This is a genomic window from Edwardsiella piscicida (assembly GCF_001896205.1).
In the GTDB taxonomy this organism is placed as follows: Bacteria; Pseudomonadota; Gammaproteobacteria; order Enterobacterales; family Enterobacteriaceae; genus Edwardsiella; species Edwardsiella piscicida.
In genome coordinates this window covers 1,164,509-1,180,988 of record NZ_MPNU01000001.1, presented here as the reverse complement: position 1 = coordinate 1,180,988, position 16,480 = coordinate 1,164,509, and the positions used below count along the sequence as shown (strand labels likewise).

At 62.2% G+C, this 16,480-nt stretch carries 16 protein-coding genes; 8 read left to right on the top strand and 8 right to left on the bottom strand.

The window, feature by feature from the left end:
- Window positions 1-13: 13 nt before the first annotated feature.
- The gene (locus tag BRD58_RS05335; RefSeq protein WP_012847849.1) at window positions 14-505 is read right to left on the bottom strand and encodes a YajQ family cyclic di-GMP-binding protein; all 492 of its coding nucleotides are present in this window, start codon (window positions 503-505) and stop codon (window positions 14-16) included.
- A 169-nt stretch (window positions 506-674) separates the two neighbouring features.
- On the opposite strand from BRD58_RS05335, the gene panE reads away from it, so the two are divergent.
- Together panE and yajL are read left to right on the top strand one after the other, a co-directional pair.
- On the top strand, window positions 675-1,592 hold the full coding sequence (panE, locus tag BRD58_RS05330) for a 2-dehydropantoate 2-reductase (RefSeq protein WP_012847848.1): 918 nt from the start codon (window positions 675-677) through the stop codon (window positions 1,590-1,592).
- Window positions 1,552-2,145, top strand: a complete 594-nt coding sequence (yajL, locus tag BRD58_RS05325; RefSeq protein WP_012847847.1) for a protein deglycase YajL — start codon at window positions 1,552-1,554, stop codon at window positions 2,143-2,145. The genes panE and yajL overlap by 41 nt, the downstream gene beginning before the upstream one ends.
- Before the next feature lie 45 nt (window positions 2,146-2,190).
- On the opposite strand, the gene thiI is transcribed toward yajL, so the two are convergent.
- Window positions 2,191-3,639 carry a tRNA uracil 4-sulfurtransferase ThiI gene (gene thiI / locus BRD58_RS05320; protein ID WP_069578322.1) on the bottom strand — a complete coding sequence of 483 codons (1,449 nt, stop codon included), beginning with the start codon at window positions 3,637-3,639 and terminating at the stop codon, window positions 2,191-2,193.
- Window positions 3,640-3,852: 213 nt separating this feature from the next.
- Here thiI and xseB point away from each other — a divergent pair, with 213 nt between their 5' ends.
- From xseB to dxs, 3 genes are all read left to right on the top strand, one after another.
- Window positions 3,853-4,095 carry an exodeoxyribonuclease VII small subunit gene (gene xseB, locus BRD58_RS05315; protein WP_012847845.1) on the top strand — a complete coding sequence of 81 codons (243 nt, stop codon included), beginning with the start codon at window positions 3,853-3,855 and terminating at the stop codon, window positions 4,093-4,095.
- A 3-nt stretch (window positions 4,096-4,098) separates the two neighbouring features.
- A complete protein-coding gene (gene ispA, locus BRD58_RS05310) occupies window positions 4,099-5,004 on the top strand; it encodes a (2E,6E)-farnesyl diphosphate synthase (RefSeq protein WP_012847844.1) in 906 nt (301 codons plus the stop codon).
- A gap of 75 nt (window positions 5,005-5,079) precedes the next feature.
- Window positions 5,080-6,945 (top strand): 1-deoxy-D-xylulose-5-phosphate synthase, encoded by a 1,866-nt coding sequence (gene dxs / locus BRD58_RS05305; RefSeq protein ID WP_012847843.1) that lies wholly within the window; start codon window positions 5,080-5,082, stop codon window positions 6,943-6,945.
- An 80-nt stretch (window positions 6,946-7,025) separates the two neighbouring features.
- Here the strand turns inward: dxs and pgpA are convergent, their stop codons facing one another.
- The 6 genes from pgpA to nrdR all read right to left on the bottom strand — a co-directional run bounded on the left by pgpA (window position 7,026) and on the right by nrdR (window position 11,269).
- Window positions 7,026-7,526 (bottom strand): phosphatidylglycerophosphatase A, encoded by a 501-nt coding sequence (pgpA, locus tag BRD58_RS05300; RefSeq protein WP_015461114.1) that lies wholly within the window; start codon window positions 7,524-7,526, stop codon window positions 7,026-7,028.
- A gap of 1 nt (window position 7,527) precedes the next feature.
- A complete protein-coding gene (gene thiL, locus BRD58_RS05295) occupies window positions 7,528-8,499 on the bottom strand; it encodes a thiamine-phosphate kinase (protein ID WP_012847841.1) in 972 nt (323 codons plus the stop codon).
- Between the two features lie 109 nt (window positions 8,500-8,608).
- The gene (gene nusB, locus BRD58_RS05290; RefSeq protein ID WP_012847840.1) at window positions 8,609-9,028 is read right to left on the bottom strand and encodes a transcription antitermination factor NusB; all 420 of its coding nucleotides are present in this window, start codon (window positions 9,026-9,028) and stop codon (window positions 8,609-8,611) included.
- A 21-nt stretch (window positions 9,029-9,049) separates the two neighbouring features.
- A complete protein-coding gene (gene ribH, locus BRD58_RS05285) occupies window positions 9,050-9,520 on the bottom strand; it encodes a 6,7-dimethyl-8-ribityllumazine synthase (RefSeq protein WP_012847839.1) in 471 nt (156 codons plus the stop codon).
- A 155-nt stretch (window positions 9,521-9,675) separates the two neighbouring features.
- The gene (gene ribD, locus BRD58_RS05280) at window positions 9,676-10,797 is read right to left on the bottom strand and encodes a bifunctional diaminohydroxyphosphoribosylaminopyrimidine deaminase/5-amino-6-(5-phosphoribosylamino)uracil reductase RibD (protein ID WP_012847838.1); all 1,122 of its coding nucleotides are present in this window, start codon (window positions 10,795-10,797) and stop codon (window positions 9,676-9,678) included.
- 22 nt (window positions 10,798-10,819) lie between these two features.
- Window positions 10,820-11,269, bottom strand: coding sequence for a transcriptional regulator NrdR (nrdR, locus tag BRD58_RS05275; protein ID WP_012847837.1), 450 nt, complete (start codon window positions 11,267-11,269; stop codon window positions 10,820-10,822).
- Window positions 11,270-11,630: 361 nt separating this feature from the next.
- On the opposite strand from nrdR, the gene BRD58_RS05270 reads away from it, so the two are divergent.
- The 3 genes from BRD58_RS05270 (at window position 11,631) to BRD58_RS05260 (ending at window position 16,431) form a co-directional block, all read left to right on the top strand.
- Window positions 11,631-12,815 carry a MalY/PatB family protein gene (locus BRD58_RS05270; RefSeq protein WP_015461113.1) on the top strand — a complete coding sequence of 395 codons (1,185 nt, stop codon included), beginning with the start codon at window positions 11,631-11,633 and terminating at the stop codon, window positions 12,813-12,815.
- Between the two features lie 70 nt (window positions 12,816-12,885).
- Window positions 12,886-14,310, top strand: coding sequence for an APC family permease (locus BRD58_RS05265; RefSeq protein WP_225857583.1), 1,425 nt, complete (start codon window positions 12,886-12,888; stop codon window positions 14,308-14,310).
- A gap of 69 nt (window positions 14,311-14,379) precedes the next feature.
- Window positions 14,380-16,431, top strand: a complete 2,052-nt coding sequence (locus tag BRD58_RS05260; RefSeq protein ID WP_073381907.1) for an oxidoreductase — start codon at window positions 14,380-14,382, stop codon at window positions 16,429-16,431.
- Window positions 16,432-16,480 lie beyond the last annotated feature (49 nt).

Below are 16,480 nucleotides of genomic sequence, written 5' to 3'. Positions count from 1 at the left end.
TGCCCCAAGGGGATCAGTCGCGGAAGTTATTAAACTGGAACGGCTGGCCCAGATCGGCGCCGCGCACCAGCGCCATCGCCCCCTGCAGATCGTCGCGTGACTTGCCGGTGACGCGCAGCTGTTCGCCCTGAATCTGCGTCTGCACCTTCAGCTTACTGTCTTTAATCAGCTTCACCAGCTTCTTCGCCATGGCGCTGTCGATGCCCTTCTGCAGCTTCGCCTCTACGCTGTAAAGCTTACCGCTGTGCTCGCACGCCTCCGGGATCTCCAGCGCTCCGGCCTCGATGCCGCGCTTGACCAGCTTCTCGCGCAGAATATCGATCAGCTGCTTAACCTGAAAGTCAGAGATGGTGGTGAGCTTGATGGTTTCATTCTTTTCATTCAGCTCAATGCTGGCCTCCACATTACGAAAATCCCAGCGCGACGCCAGCTCACGCGTGGCGTTTTCGACGGCGTTACGCACTTCCTGCAGATCCACTTCGGATACGATATCGAATGACGGCATGCTACTTCTCCTCTCGCTATAATGCCGTGCATGATAACGGCTCAGCGCCATGATGCAAGATCGCCGGGCCGCCGCCGCTAACGGCGACGGGACACCGAGCGGCATAAAAGTTTATACTGTATGGGGTAACATGCGTTTTCGGCGCGCACGGAAATGCCGTGGAGGTGTAATGAAGATAACCGTTCTGGGCTGTGGCGCTCTGGGCAAACTGTGGCTGTCTGCACTGGCGCGGCGCGGACACCAGGTTCAGGGCTGGCTGCGGCTTCCCCAGCCAGACTGTAGCGTCCACCTGATCACGCCGCAGGGGCTAACCTACCAGCGCCAGCTTCCTGCCAATGACCCCGAGCTGCTGGCGCAAAGCGATCTGCTGCTGGTGACCCTGAAAGCCTGGCAAATCGCCAACGCCCTGCCGCCGCTGCTGCCCCGGCTCTCCCCGCACTGTACCCTGCTGCTGCTGCACAACGGAATGGGGGCGATCGATGAGCTGCGGACGCTCCCCCGTCAGCCCCTGCTGCAGGGGAGCACGACGCACGCCGCGCGCCGAGAAGGGCATACCGTCTGGCACGTCGCCGGGGGGATCACCCATATCGGCCCGCTCAATGAGGCGGGGCAATCCTGCAGCGCGCTGGCCGACGCCCTGCACCGGGCCCTGCCCGACGTAGCCTGGCACGACAATATTCAGCCCGCGCTGTGGAATAAGCTGGCGATAAACTGCGTAATTAATCCGCTCAGCGTGCTCTATAGCTGCCATAACGGCGCGCTGGCCCGTCATCAGGATCACATTCACGCCCTGATCGCCGAGATCGCCGAGGTGATGGAGGCCGAGGGCTATCGCACCACCCCGGAGACCCTGCACAGCTACGTGATGCAGGTGATTAACCTCACCGCCGATAACCACTCCTCGATGCTGCAGGACGTTCAGGCCCAGCGCCATACCGAAATCGACTACATCACTGGCCATCTGATCCGCTGTGGCCGTAGCCACGGCCTGGCGCTGCCGGAAAACCGTCAACTTTTTGATCTGATAAAACGAAAGGAACAAACCTATGAGCGTATCGGCCTTGGTGTGTCTGGCACCTGGCAGTGAAGAGACCGAAGTGGTCACCACCCACGATCTGCTGGTGCGCGCCGGTATTCGCGTCGTCAGCGCCAGCGCCGCGCCGGACGGCAGCCGGGAGATCGTCTGCTCGCGCGGCGTGCGCCTGCTGGCGGACACGACGCTGGTTCAGGTGGCCGATGAGCCCTTCGATGCGCTGATCCTGCCCGGTGGCGTGGCCGGCGCCGAGTGCCTGCGCGATAGCGATCTGGTGATCGAAAAGATCCGCCAGATGCATCTGGAGGGGCGCCTGATCGCCGCCATCTGCGCCGCCCCAGCGCTGATCCTACAGCACCACAACCTGTTTCCCATCGCCAACATGACCGGCTATCCCGGTATGAAATCGGCCATTCCGGCGGAGAAGTGGATGGATAAGCGGGCCTACTATGACGAGCGGGTACGCCTGCTGACCAGCCAAGGGCCGGGCACCAGTATCGATTTTGCACTGAAGATCATTGATATTCTGCTGGGCAGAGAGAACGCGGCCGCCGTCGCGGCGCAGCTGGTCACCGCCGCCGGCATTCATCAGTATCAGGATGCCTGACGCGATGCGCAGGGGCCGCCGCGGCGGCCCCTGTGGGAACGGCGTTTACGGGCGGTAAACGCGTACGTTATCGTAGCCCTGCTCTTTCAGATACAGCGCCTGCAGGCGACTCATCACCCCGCGATCGCAGTACAGTACATAACTGCGGCGCTGATCCAGATCGCCGAAGGCGTTGGCCAGCTTATAGAACGGCAGACAGATCACCTCGCTGTCCGCCAGCTGAAGCGGTTTTGCCTCCTGCTCATCCGGCGCGCGGATATCCAGCACCACATCGCCCTGCTCCAGCGACGCGATGGTCTCGACCTCCACCACCTCGGCCTCGGTCTGACGCGCGATATCGCGGATATCCAGCGTCTGCGCCTCATCGACCACCCGCTCCAGGATCGCGAAATCGAAGTGGGTCTCCTCCGCCTCGATCTTCGCCTTCACCGCTTTCACGGTCGGGCTCTTCGAGATCACCCCGCAGAACTCCGGCATGGTCTTGGCGAAGTCCTCGGTACCGATCTGGCGCGCCAGGCGGATGATATGCTCTTTGTCGTGGGCGATCAGCGGGCGCAGCACCAGCGTATCGCTCACGCCGTCGATCAGGCGCAGGTTGGTCAAGGTCTGACTGGAGACCTGTCCCAGCGCCTCCCCGGTCACCAGCGCCTGAATGCCGTAGCGCTCGGCGACCCGCGACGCGGCGCGCACCATCATGCGCTTCAGCACCACGCCCATCTGGCCGTCGTCCACCTTCTCCAGGATCTCGCCGACCACCGGTGCAAAGTCGATGGCGACAAAGCGCACCCGGTGGGAGCTGCCGAACCGGTTCCACAGGTAGTGCGCCACCTGCTTCACGCCGATCTCATGCGCCGAACCGCCCAGATTAAAGAAGCAGTAGTGCACCCGGCAACCGCGGCGCATCAGCATGTAGCTGGAAACCCCGGAGTCAAAGCCGCCGGAGATCAGCGACAGCACATCTTCCTGGGTGCCGATGGGGTAGCCCCCCTGGCCTTCAAAGCGACCGCGCACCAGCAGCAGGCGATCGTCTTCAATCTCCAGATTCACCGTCACCTCCGGGTGGTTCAGACGAACCCGGGCGCTGGGAATATTCTGATTCAGGCCGCCGCCGACATAGCGCTCCACCTCAATCGAGGTGAACGCATGCTTGCCGCGGCGCTTAACGCGCACGCAGAAGGTTTTATCTTCCAGCTGCTCGCGGTACATCGCCAGCGTCTGCTCAAAGATGTCGTGCATGTCGGTGTAAGGATGATCCTCCACCTCTAAAATGTGATGAATACCCGGGATCCGGGTTAAGGCATCGCGAACCAGGTCGCGGCGGCTTTCCTCTTTGGCCCGAACTTCGATATGATCCCAATGGCGCGTTACCGCCACATCTTCAACCAACGGTTTCAACACGTTGCGGATATTCCCGGTCAGGATTTTAATAAAGCGCAGACGTACGGACTGGCTTTTAATGGTGATTTCCGGGAATAATTTAATGATAAACTTCATGGCGGTCGTGGCTAATAGTCGTCGAGATATGCGTTAAAAGGGCTTACACTGCACGGGCGCGCTTTCTGTCGAATGCGGCGCCGTGCCGAGCACAGGGCGCGCAGTATACCACTAAGTTAGCCAAAACGGTGCGAACATGTACATCAGCAGATGCAGAATCTTGTCGCGCCACGGACCCGTCCACCGTTTTGCCAGCAACCAAGTAAAGAGAATATGGCCAAGAAAGCACCCGCCGCACCGGCATTTGAACAGGCACTTAGCGAACTGGAACAGATAGTGGTACGCCTCGAGTCCGGCGATCTGCCGCTGGAGGAGGCGCTCAGCGAGTTCGAGCGCGGCGTCGGCCTGGCCCGCCAGGGACAGCAGACCCTGCAGCAGGCAGAACAGCGCGTTAAGATCCTGCTCAGCGACGATCAGGATGCCCCGCTCTCGCCTTTCAATGCGGAACAAGAGTAAGCCATGGCATCTTTTGAACAACAGATGAAAACCTGCCGCCAGCGGGCGGATGCGGCGCTGATCCAGGCGCTGGACACCCTGCCCTTTGCCGACGGACCGCTGGTGGGCGCCATGCGCTACGGCGCCCTGCTGGGCGGCAAGCGCCTGCGCCCCTATCTGGTGTACGCCACCGGTGGCCTGTTTGGCTGCTCGCCGACGGCGCTGGACGCGCCGGCCGCCGCCGTGGAATGCATTCACGCCTACTCGCTGCTGCACGACGATCTGCCCGCGATGGACGATGACGATCTGCGCCGCGGCCAGCCGACCTGCCATATCAAGTTTGGCGAGGCCCATGCCATACTGGCCGGCGACGCGCTGCAGACCCTGGCCTTTTCCATTCTGGCCGACGGCCCGATGCCCGGCGTTGCCGATCGCGACCGCCTACAGATGCTGAGCGAGCTGGCCCACGCCAGCGGCGTCGCCGGCATGTGCGGCGGCCAGGCGCTCGATCTGGAGGCCGAGGGGCGACACGTCGCGCTGGCGGCGCTGGAGCAGATCCATCGCCATAAAACCGGGGCGCTGATCCGCTGCGCGGTGCGCATGGGGGCCCTGGCCGGCGGCGATGCGGGACGGCGCGCCCTCCCGGCCCTCGACCGCTACGCCGCCGCCATCGGCCTGGCGTTCCAGGTACAGGATGACATTTTGGACGTGGTGGGCGACAGCAGCAAAACCGGCAAGCGCCAGGGGGCGGATCAGCAGCTGGACAAGAGCACCTATCCAGCCCTGCTCGGCCTGGATCAGGCCCGGCAGAAGGCCGCGACGCTGCTGGATGAAGCGCTGCAGGCGTTGGCAGAGCTTGAACAACGCCACAACCTGGATACGCAGGCGCTAAAATCCTTAGCCAGTTTTATCGTTGAGCGCGATAATTAACGCCATAATAACAATCTCCGTCGGCCCGTGCGCTCGGCGGGCGTTGTCACACGAATACGCAGACATGAGCCGCTAATGAGTTTTGATATTGCCAAATACCCAACGCTGGCGCTGGTGCAGGATCCCGACGATCTGCGCCTGTTGCCCAAAGAGAGTTTGCCGACGCTGTGCGATGAGCTGCGCCAGTATCTGCTGAACAGCGTCAGCCGCTCCAGCGGGCACTTCGCCTCCGGCCTGGGGGCCGTCGAGCTGACCGTGGCACTGCACTATGTCTATAACACGCCGTTCGACTCGCTGATCTGGGACGTGGGGCATCAGGCCTACCCGCACAAGATCCTGACCGGACGGCGCGACCGCATTGCCACCATCCGCCAAAAGGGCGGGCTGCACCCGTTCCCCTGGCGAGACGAGAGCGAATATGACGTGCTGAGCGTCGGCCACTCGTCGACCTCCATCAGCGCCGGGCTGGGCATGGCCGTCGCCGCCGAGCGCGAAGGGCTGAGCCGCCGTACCGTCTGCGTCATCGGCGATGGCGCCATGACCGCGGGGATGGCCTTTGAGGCCATGAACCACGCCGGCGATATCAAGGCCGACATGCTGGTGGTGCTGAACGACAATGAAATGTCGATCTCCGAAAACGTCGGCGCCCTGAACAACCACCTGGCCCAGCTGCTGTCCGGCAAGCTGTACGCCAGCCTGCGCGAAGGCGGCAAGAAAGTCCTGTCCGGGCTGCCGCCGATCAAAGAGCTGGTCAAGCGTACCGAAGAGCACCTCAAAGGCATGGTGGTGCCGGGCACCCTGTTTGAAGAGCTGGGCTTTAACTACATCGGCCCGGTGGATGGCCATGATGTGCAGGCGCTGGTCGCCACCCTGAAAAACATGCGTGGCCTGAAAGGCCCGCAGCTACTGCACATCATGACCAAGAAGGGTAAGGGCTACGCGCCGGCGGAAAAGGATCCCATCAGCTGGCACGCGGTCCCCAAGTTCGACCCCGCCTCCGGAACCCTGCCCAAAAGCAGCGGAACCCTGCCGACCTACTCCAAGATTTTCGGCGATTGGCTGTGTGAAACGGCGCTCAATGATGAAAAGCTGATGGGGATCACCCCGGCGATGCGCGAGGGCTCCGGGATGGTGCGCTTCTCCCGCGAATACCCGCAGCAGTTCTTCGACGTCGCGATCGCCGAACAGCACGCCGTCACCTTTGGCGCCGGGCTGGCCATTGGCGGCTATCACCCGGTGGTCGCAATTTACTCCAGTTTCCTGCAGCGGGCCTACGATCAGGTGATCCACGACGTCGCCATCCAGCGGCTACCGGTGCTGTTCGCCATCGACCGCGGCGGGATCGTCGGCGCTGACGGGCAGACCCACCAAGGGGCCTTTGATCTCTCGTTCCTGCGCTGTATCCCCCATCTGGTGATCATGACGCCGAGCGATGAGAACGAATGCCGCCAGATGCTGCAGACCGGCTATGAATACCGCGAAGGGCCCTCGGCGGTGCGCTATCCGCGCGGCACCGGTACCGGCGCGCCGCTGACGCCGCCGCAGGCCCTGCCGATCGGCAAAGGCGTGCTGCGCCGCCGCGGCGAGCGCATCGCTATCCTCAACTTCGGCACCCTGCTGCCGCAGGCGCTGGAGGCCGCCGAGCGCCTGAACGCCAGCGTCGCCGATATGCGCTTTGTTAAACCGCTGGATGACGCGCTGGTGCGCAGCCTGGCTGAGCAGCACGACTACCTGGTCACCCTGGAGGAGAACGCCGTCATGGGCGGCGCCGGCAGCGGCGTCAATGAGCTGCTGATGCAGCTGCGCCTGCCGCGACCGGTGCTTAATATCGGTCTGCCAGACAGCTTTGTTCCCCAGGGCAGTCAGGAGGAGATCCGCCGCGATCTGCGGCTGGACGCCGACGGCATCCTCGCGCAGCTGGAGACCTGGCTGGCGCGTTAACGCCCGCCGCTACCCGACAAAAAAGGGGCCGCGCTGCGGCCCCTTTTTTATGTCATCCAACGCCCCGCGTCAGAGCGGACTCAGCGTATTCCATAGTACCCGGCCAGCCACAGCAGCAGCGCCGACAGCACCCCGGCGACGATATCATCGACCATAATGCCCCAGCCGCCGTGCACGTTGCGGTCAAACCAGCGGATGGGCCAGGGTTTCCACATGTCCAGCACCCGAAAGATCACCAGCCCAGCCAGCACCCAGCGCCACTCCAGCGCCGGCACCGCCATCAGGGTGATCCACATACCGATAAACTCATCCCACACGATGCTACCGTGATCATGCACTCCCATATCACGCGCGGTGCGGTGGCACAGGTAGGTGCCGAGCGCAATGCTTAGCAGCAGAACCACGATATACAGCGACAGCGGCAGCTGTACTAACAGCAGCCAGAACGGGATGGCGGCGATCGATCCCATGGTGCCGGGCACCAGCGGGCTCAGCCCGCTGCCAAACCCGGTCGCCAGCAGGTGCCAGGGATTCCCCATGCGCAGGCGCGCCTTGGCCGCCCGCTGCTGTTGCTTCGTCATCTTAGCCAAAGTGATCGAACCCCTGTATATCCAGCGTCACCTGACGATCCCCGCGCCACAGGCATACGCCCTCTGACGCCGGCGCCATCTGCCCGATGCAGGTATAGCGGCATCCCAGCTGGGCGAGCGCCATATCCAGCGCGCCGCGGTACATCTCCGGCACGGTGAAGCACAGTTCATAGTCTTCGCCGCCGCCCAGCGCCCAGTTCTGACAGGTTTCCGCATCGACGTGGCGCATCAGCTCCGCCGACAGCGGCAGCTTATCCAGGTACAGGTGAGCCCCGCAGTCGCTGGCCTTAAGGATGTGGCCCAGATCGGCGATCAGCCCGTCGGAAATATCGATGGCGGCGCTGGCCAGATCGCGCAGCGCCTGCCCCTGCAGCACCCGCGGCTGCGGGCGCAGGTGGCGCCCGAGCAGATACCGCCGATCGGCCTCATCGGCCACCGTCAGACGCGCTTGCAGCAGCGCCAGCCCCGCGGCGCTGTCGCCCAGCGTCCCGGTGACATAGATCCAGTCGCCCACCCGCGCGCCGCTGCGCTGCAGCGCCCGACCGGCCGGCACCAATCCCTGCACGGTATAGGTCAGACACAGCGGGCCGCGGGTCGTATCTCCCCCGATCAGCTGCATACCGTAGTAGTCTAACTGCTCAAACAGGGCATCGCTGAAGGCCTGCAGCCAGGGTTCATCCACCGCGGGCAGGGTCAGCGCCAGCGACACCCAGGCCGGATCGGCGCCCATCGCCGCCAAATCGCTAATGTTTACCGCCAGGGATTTATAGCCGAGATCGGCCGGATCAATCTCCGGCAAAAAGTGAATGCCGCTGACCAGCGTATCGCTGCTGACGGCCACCCACTGTTTTTCCGACACCGACAGCAGCGCACAGTCATCGCCGATACCGCGCTGAACATCGTGTCGCGGGGTGCACCGACGGTTAAAGTAACGGGCTATCAGATCAAATTCACCGTGTGCCATAGCTTGTTTCCTGCGCTCGGGCCGGTCGCACAGCCGAAAAAAAGGCCGGAGAACCGGCCTGTTGCGTAGCTGTCAGGCCCCATAAGGCCGGGCGGACGACCCGCGATGATTATTTACGGTTCGGACGCACCTGCGGTGCAACCTTATCCAATACGCCGTTGACAAACTTGTGGCTGTCTTCGGCGCCAAAGGTTTTTGCCAGCTCAATGCCTTCATTGATGGCCACTTTATAAGGGACATCCTGACGCTTGCTCAGCTCATAGATGGACACGCGCAGGATAGCTCTCTCAACCTGTCCCAGCTCCTCCAGCTGACGTGACAGCACGGGTGCCATCAGGCCATCCAGATAGTCCGCATTGCTTGCCACACCGGACAGCAGCTCACGGAAATAGTTAACGTCAACATCTTTCACGTCCTGCTCTGACAGAAACTGGTATTCGACATCGGCGATGTCGTTTTTAGAGATCTGCCAAGAGTAGAGTGCCTGGACAGCACACTCACGGGCGCGGCGACGGGCAGCAGGTTTCACGGAATTCCCCTTACTAATAAATCAGGCTTTAATGGCTTTAAGTACATTGATCATTTCGAGCGCGGTCAGCGCGGCTTCCGCACCTTTGTTACCCGCTTTGGTCCCAGCACGATCAATGGCTTGTTCGATAGTTTCGGTGGTCAGCACGCCAAAGGCGACCGGTACGTCGGTATTCAGCGCAACGCTGGCCAGACCGGAGCTGCACTCACCGGCAACGAATTCAAAATGGGCGGTGCCGCCGCGGATCACGGTGCCCAGCGCCACGACGGCGTCGTAACGGCCAGAGGACGCCAGCGCGCGGACGGTCAACGGCAGCTCATAGGCGCCCGGCACCCACACTACGGTAATATTTTCGTCAGAAACCTGACCAATACGCTTCAGCGCGTCGATCGCCCCTTCCAGCAAACTGTCATTGATGAAATGGTTAAAGCGCGCGATCGCGATGGCAACACGCGCTTGGGGAGCAGCAACAACGCCTTGAATCGTTTTCATACGGTTTCCTTAACATACGTCAGTTATATACCCCGCAGGGGGGCGGATTCTATCATACTCTTTGCGCTTCTGCTCAGATCCATTGTCATTTCGGCGGCCGCGCCCCGCCGGACGCGACGTCAGCGCTCACGCGCTGCCGGGCGGGATGACGCCGCCTAGACCATGCGCAGCGTCAGACGCAAATCGTTGCCGACCCGAGTGACGTCGCTAAACGTCAGGGCCGGGGCATCGCCCAGGCGATCCAGCCCAGGCAGGTGACACAGTCCGCGCGCCGCATCGCCCAACAGCGTCGGCGCCAGATAAACAATCAGCTCATCGACCAGTCCAGCCTGCAGCAGGGCACCGGCCAGGCGTGGCCCGGCTTCGACCCACACGCTGTTCAGCTGCATTTTACCCAGCTGCATCATCAGCAGCACCAGATCCAGCCCCTCGCCGTGGCGCGGTACCGCCAGCTGGCTCACCGACGACGGCCAGGCCTGCGTATCGGGATCAACCCGCGCCAGCAGGGTCTCTCCGGGCTGTGTAATCAGCCGATGCTGCGGCGTTACCCGGTTATGGCTGTCCACGATCACCCGCAGCGGCTGGCGCAGGTGCTCCTGCGGATACAGGCGCTGAGTCGCTTCATCCAGCGACGCCCAGCGCACCGTCAGCGCCGGATCGTCCGCCAGCACCGTCGCGCTGCTGCTTAAAATCGCCGAGCTCTGCGCCCGGTAGCGCTGGACGTCGGCGCGGGCGGCGGCAGAGGTGATCCACTGGCTTTCGCCGGAGGCCATCGCGGTACGCCCGTCAAGCGATGCGCCCAGCTTCAGCTGTACATAGGGAAAACCGGTGCGCATTCGCTTCAGAAAGCCTTTATTGATGGCTTCAGCCTCGGCCAGCATCACGCCGTGGCGCACGCTAATCCCCGCCTGCTGCAGGCGGTATAGCCCCCGGCCGGCCACATGGGGGTTTGGGTCTTGCATCGCCGCGACCACCCGGCTAACGCCGGCGGCCACCAGCGCGTCGGCACAGGGGGGCGTACGGCCATGGTGGCTGCACGGCTCCAGAGTGACATAGGCCGTCGCACCGCGGGCCAGCTCGCCGGCCATCCGCAGCGCGTGAACCTCCGCATGGGGCTCACCGGCGCGCAGATGAAACCCTTCGCCCACGATGCGATCGTCGCGCACCAGTACGCAGCCGACGTTAGGGTTAGGGGTGGTAGTAAAACGGCCACGGCGCGCCAGCTCAAAGGCGCGCGCCATGTAAAATTCATCGGAATGGGCTGCAGACATCATCATCACGGTTCCTACGCTGAACGCGCTACTCCTGCAAACGGGCGATCTCTTCGCCAAACTCTCGCACATCCTCAAAGCTGCGATAGACGGAGGCAAAGCGGATGTAGGCCACCTTATCGAGCTTCTTCAGCGCATCCATCACCAGATTGCCGACCATCTTGGTCGCGACCTCACGCTCGCCGGTGGCGCGCAGCTGGGATTTAATATGGCTGATGGCCATCTCGACATCGTCGGATTTCACCGGGCGCTTCTCCAGCGCTTTCAGCATGCCGCTGCGCAGCTTCTCCTCGTTGAAGGGCTCCCGCACACCGTTGCTCTTGACCACCCGGGGCATCACCAGTTCGGCCACTTCAAAGGTGGTAAATCGTTCATTGCAAACCAGACACTGGCGACGGCGGCGCACCTGTGAGCCATCGCCCACCAGACGCGAATCAATGACCTTGGTATCGACAGCGGAACAAAACGGACAGTGCATAACTCTTCCTGGACGGCTTCGGGGTCGCCATAGTGTACCCTCAACCTCGCCGACAACAAAGGGAGACGGCCCTTCGATTGCCGGGAAAATCACACAACCGCACGATAAAACGCATATTTCGCCGGACATATCCCCGGGATCGCGCTCAGCGAGCCCAGGATATTCCACCGGCGCACGCCGCGGGGAAAATAGCCTGGTATCTGCCGGCGTCGCTAATAAGATTCACTTTAATGAATATTCTTTTTATTCGCATATAAATAAAAAATTCATTCCGCCCGACACTGGTTAATTATTGAGCAGGAATTCACATCTCTGCGCCCTTGGCGAACTTTATAATAATAAAAAAGGAGATCATTTATTTATGGAACAGAATACATTTATAGAAAAATACTTTACGCCGCGTCGGCACACCGACAGCGTGAAATGGGACGGTTTACAGGAGAAATTCGGCGATGACGATCTGCTCGCCATGTGGGTTGCCGATATGGACTATCGCTCTCCTGACGCCGTCACCGATGCCCTGCTTCAGCGGGTGCAGCACGGCGTATTCGGCTACAGCCAAATACCCGAGGCGTATTTTCAGGCGTTTATACAGTGGCAGCAGCAGCGGCACCGCTACCCTGTCCAGCGCGCGTGGCTGCGCTATACGCCCGGCGTCGTCACCGGCCTGTACTGGCTGATCAACGCCTTCTCCCGCCCCGGCGACGCCGTGATGGTCAATACCCCGGTGTACTATCCGTTTTTACAGGCGATCCGCGACTGCGGGCGTACGCTGATCACCTCCGATCTGATCAACCATCAGGGGTATTACAGCATGGACTTCGCCGATATGGCGGAGAAGATCGCCGCTAACCGGGTACGGCTGTTTATTCTCTGCTCACCCCACAACCCGGTGGGGCGGGTCTGGCAAGAGCAGGAGCTGGCGCAGCTGCTGGCGCTGTGCGAACAGCATAACGTGCTGGTCATCTCCGATGAAATCCATCAGGATCTGGTGCTCGACGGTCAGCACCAGCCGAGCGCCACCGTTGACGACGGCGCATTTCGAGCGCGCATTCTCACCTTCGCCGCCGCCTCCAAAACCTTCAATCTCGCCGGGCTCAAGAACGCCTTCCTGATCGTTGAGCACCCCGCGCTGCGGGAGACCTTTGATGACTATGCCAGGCGCGTGGCCCACACCACCAACGGCAGTCTGCTGGGGTACTACGCCATCGCCGCCGCCTACCGTCACGGCGCCGACTGGCTGCAGCAGGTGCTCTCGATCATTCGCAGCAACTATGACTATATCGACACCGCTCTGCGCCGGGCGCTGCCCCTGATCCAGATTTCGCCGCTGCAGGGAACCTACCTGATGTGGATCGATCTGCGCGCCTACTGCAGCGACGAGGCGCTGCCGCAGCTGATCCAGCAGCGGGGGCGGCTGGCCGTCGACTATGGCGCCTGGTTTGGCGACGCAGGGCGCGGTTTTATCCGCCTGAATATCGCCACCTCGCCAGAGTATATTCGTCAGGCGGTCGACAATATCATCATGGCGCTGAAATCGTCCTAATATCGTCCCTCTCCGCCGCCGCGCGCTGCGCGCCGGGGCGGAGTCACCACCCATACATAGCGAGCGCGCGGTGAAAAACGACATCACTCGCCGCCGCTTTCCCCTGACCCGGCGTCAGCTGTCCCGGGTGCAGAGCCACGGATCGCCTGCGCAAAGGACTGACATCATGAGCACCAAAGAGCTAAAACGGGTATTGGGTCGCTCCGACTTAATGGGGATCGCCGTCGGCCAGATTATCGGCGCGGGGATCATGTCGCTAACCGGCGTGGCCATCGCCATGACCGGCCGATCGGCCAATTTCGCCTTTCTCATCTCCACGTTATTCGTCATCGCGGCGGCCATTCCGCTGGTCTTCGTCAACAGCTGCCTGCGTCTACGCGGCGGGGCCTACACCCAGACCAGCCTCTTTATCGGCGCAAAATGGTCCGGTCTGTACATCATCCAGTACGCCATCGGCTGTATCTCCATCTCGCTGTTTACCATCTCGCTGGCGCAGTATCTCCACCCTTTCCTGCCCATCTTCAGTGAAAAGGGCATCGCCATCGTCGTGCTGACGCTGTTCTTCATCATCAACTACTTTGGGGTGGCCAACGCCGCCCGGGTGCAAAAGCTGATGGTGCTGTGTCTGCTCAGCGCCCTGCTTCTGTTTACCGTCTTCGGCCTGTTTAAAATCCAGCCGGGCTTCTTCAGTCCGCCGGACTTTCTCACCCACGGCATGCTTGGCCTGCTGCAGACCGCGGCGCTGCTGGTATTCGCCACCGGCGGGGCCGAGGTCATCGTCGACGTCAGCGGCGAAGCCAAAAACCCCAAGCGCGACATCCCGCTGGTGGTGATTGTCTCCACGCTCACGGTCGCCCTGTTGTATTGCCTGATGTGCACCGTAGCCTCCGGCGTCCTGCCCGTGCCTGACGTCGCCGACAAGTCATTAATTTTGGTGGCTGAAGCGATCCTTCCCCGCCCGCTGTTCATCTACTTTGTCATCTGCGGTGCTATTTTCGCCCTGGCCACGACCCTCAACGCCAAAATCAGCACCTGCACCAAACCTATCCTGCAGGCCTGCGACGACGGGTGGTTCCCCCGGCGACTGGCCTACCTGCATCCCCGCTACAAAACGCCGGTCTATCTGCTGATGATTTTCTACCTGATTGGGCTGATACCGATCCTGTTTGACTTCAGCATGGGCACCATCGCCAGCGTGGTGCTGCTGCTGGCCTACAGCTTTAAGATCGTGCTCGCCTATAAAGTGCTGGATCTGCCCAAGCTGTTTCCCCAGCAGTATGCCGAGTCGCCATACCGGGTCTCTCCCCTGGCGCTCCGCTGGCTGATCGCCCTCTCGGTGTCCGGCATTACCTTTCAATGCTACCTGCTGCTCTCCCGCGCCAGCGCTTTTCAGCTGTGGGGACTCGCGAGCGTCGTCGTTTTCGGCATTCTCTACTGCCACTGGCGCTATCCTCATATCGCCCACGCAATCGAAGCCAGCCATGAGAACGAGTAACCGCTACCGCCGGGCAGGCTCCGACTCAGGCGCCATATCCCCACGATGCCACCTCACCGGAGGGCCGTCATGCCATACCCGCTGATCTTCTCCCCGCTGGCGCTGACGCCGCACTGTACGCTGAAAAATCGTCTGATTAAAAGCGGCCAGTCCACCTGGCTGTGGAATCAGGACGGTAGCGCTCAGAATAGCCGCGCCGCCGATCTGTATGAAAACATCGCCCGCGGTGGCGCCGCCGCCATCGTTTTGGGCGGCTGCGCCATCGAGGAGACGCCGGGGATCTACCTGGGTCTCTGGGATGACCGGTTTATTCCCGGCCTGCGCCACCTGGCGCAGCGGGTACAGCGCCACGGCTGCAAGCTGTTTGCTCAGTTCCACCACTCCGGGCCGGCGGCCTGGCCACGCCTGGGCGCGCCGCCCATCTCGTCATCAACCCTGAGCATCGACGAGATCCCGATGAAACCGCCGCTGGCCAACCCCTGTCAGGGCATGACGTTGGCACAGATCCGCTTCCGCCAGCGACAGATCGTCGACGCCTGCGTCCGCGCCGATCGCGGCGGGCTGGACGGCATGGAGATCCACGCGGCCCACGGCTACCTGCTAAACAGCTTCCTCAGCCGGGTATGGAACCGACGCCAGGACGAATATGGCTGTCAAAACGTGGAAAACCGCACCCGTATCGTGCGCGAGATCCTGTACGCCACCCGCCTGCGCTGCCGCCCCGAGTTCGTGCTGGGCGTGCGAATCAACGGGCGTGAATACGGCGCCGATGGGGCCATTACTATTGAAGAAGCGATGGAGAATGCCGCCGCGCTGGAGCAGGCCGGCGCCCAGTTCATCAACGTCGCCGGCTACGGCTACGGCAGCGCCCCTTTTCGCTACTGTCCCGACTACTTCCCTTATCCCGAGCCCGATAACTTTATGCAGCCCTATATGGCCAGCTGGCACGACAAAGGGCTATGGACCGACTCTGCGCGCCAGATCCGCAACGTGGTTAGCGTACCGGTGATCACCGCAGGAAGAATGGACGAAGATCGGGCGGAGCGCATCCTGCGCGACGGCGATGCCGATCTCATCGGCCTGGGGCGAACGCTGTGGGCCGATCCCGACTTCCCACAAAAGGTGCGCCAGGGGCGTCCTGAGGACGTCATGCGCTGCACCCGCTGCGCCAGCTGCGAAGATCCGGTCACCCAGCCGCGGATCTGCCGGGTCAACCCTTCGCTGGGCCGTGAGCGCGAGCTGGCTATCCAGCCTGCGGCCCAGCCTAAGCGCGTCATGATCATCGGCGCGGGTCCCGCCGGGATGGAGGCGGCACGGGTGGCGGCGCTGCGCGGTCATCGGGTCACGCTGTACGATCGCGCCCCCGTGCTCGGTGGACGGATCCGCCTGGCGGCGATGATCAAAGGGTGCGACGTGGAAAACGTCCTCCCCCTCTATGATTGGCTCAGCACACAGTTGGCCAAATCCACGGTTACTCTACGCTTAGATGTCGAGGTAACCGAGGCGCTGGTGCAGCGCGAGCGGCCCGACGCCATCGTCATCGCCAGCAGCGGAGAGTATCCGCTGCCCGCCCTTCCCGGTATCGATCTACCCCACGTCCTGAGCATCAAACGGCTTGCCCAGCGCGCCGCGCTCCCCCTGCGCCTGCTCGGCCCCCGGCTGCTGGAACGTCTGACCCGCCTCTATCTGCCGGTAGGACAACGGGTGGTGGTGCTTGGCGGACAGATCGAGGGGCTGCAGGGCGCCGTATTTCTACGCAAGCGTGGGCGTACGGTCACCGTGGTAGAGTCCGGCGCGGAGGTGGGGAGCGGGATCCCGGAGCGCTATCTGCAGCGTTTACTGCCGTGGCTACAGCGTAAAGAGGTCACCCTGCTGACAGAAACGCGCGTCTTGTCAATTCAGCGTCATGAGGTCATCGTGTGCGACAAGCTAGGGCAGCGCCACACGCTTCCCTGCGATACGGTAATGGTGCTGATACCCCAAGCGCCTGCGCGAAAACTGGCGGACGCCCTCACCCCCCTTGTCGCGGAGCTGCACCAGATTGGCTCGGCGCTGGGGGCAGAAAACGGGCTGCTGAAGCACGCCCTGCTCGACGGGCGGCGCATCGGCTGCACTCTGTAAGTCAATAAATATCCCCCGGCATCGCCGGGGGTCAACAGACAGAAAAAGG

Coding starts and splice junctions, on each gene's coding strand:
- BRD58_RS05335 (WP_012847849.1), bottom strand. CDS start 505: ATGCCGTCATTCGATATCGTATCCGAAGTGGATCTGCAGGAAGTGCGT.
- xseB (WP_012847845.1), top strand. CDS start 3,853: ATGGCCAAGAAAGCACCCGCCGCACCGGCATTTGAACAGGCACTTAGC.
- BRD58_RS05260 (WP_073381907.1), top strand. CDS start 14,380: ATGCCATACCCGCTGATCTTCTCCCCGCTGGCGCTGACGCCGCACTGT.
- ribD (WP_012847838.1), bottom strand. CDS start 10,797: ATGATGATGTCTGCAGCCCATTCCGATGAATTTTACATGGCGCGCGCC.
- dxs (WP_012847843.1), top strand. CDS start 5,080: ATGAGTTTTGATATTGCCAAATACCCAACGCTGGCGCTGGTGCAGGAT.
- yajL (WP_012847847.1), top strand. CDS start 1,552: ATGAGCGTATCGGCCTTGGTGTGTCTGGCACCTGGCAGTGAAGAGACC.
- BRD58_RS05270 (WP_015461113.1), top strand. CDS start 11,631: ATGGAACAGAATACATTTATAGAAAAATACTTTACGCCGCGTCGGCAC.
- ispA (WP_012847844.1), top strand. CDS start 4,099: ATGGCATCTTTTGAACAACAGATGAAAACCTGCCGCCAGCGGGCGGAT.
- thiL (WP_012847841.1), bottom strand. CDS start 8,499: ATGGCACACGGTGAATTTGATCTGATAGCCCGTTACTTTAACCGTCGG.
- pgpA (WP_015461114.1), bottom strand. CDS start 7,526: ATGACGAAGCAACAGCAGCGGGCGGCCAAGGCGCGCCTGCGCATGGGG.
- panE (WP_012847848.1), top strand. CDS start 675: ATGAAGATAACCGTTCTGGGCTGTGGCGCTCTGGGCAAACTGTGGCTG.
- thiI (WP_069578322.1), bottom strand. CDS start 3,639: ATGAAGTTTATCATTAAATTATTCCCGGAAATCACCATTAAAAGCCAG.
- nrdR (WP_012847837.1), bottom strand. CDS start 11,269: ATGCACTGTCCGTTTTGTTCCGCTGTCGATACCAAGGTCATTGATTCG.
- ribH (WP_012847839.1), bottom strand. CDS start 9,520: ATGAAAACGATTCAAGGCGTTGTTGCTGCTCCCCAAGCGCGTGTTGCC.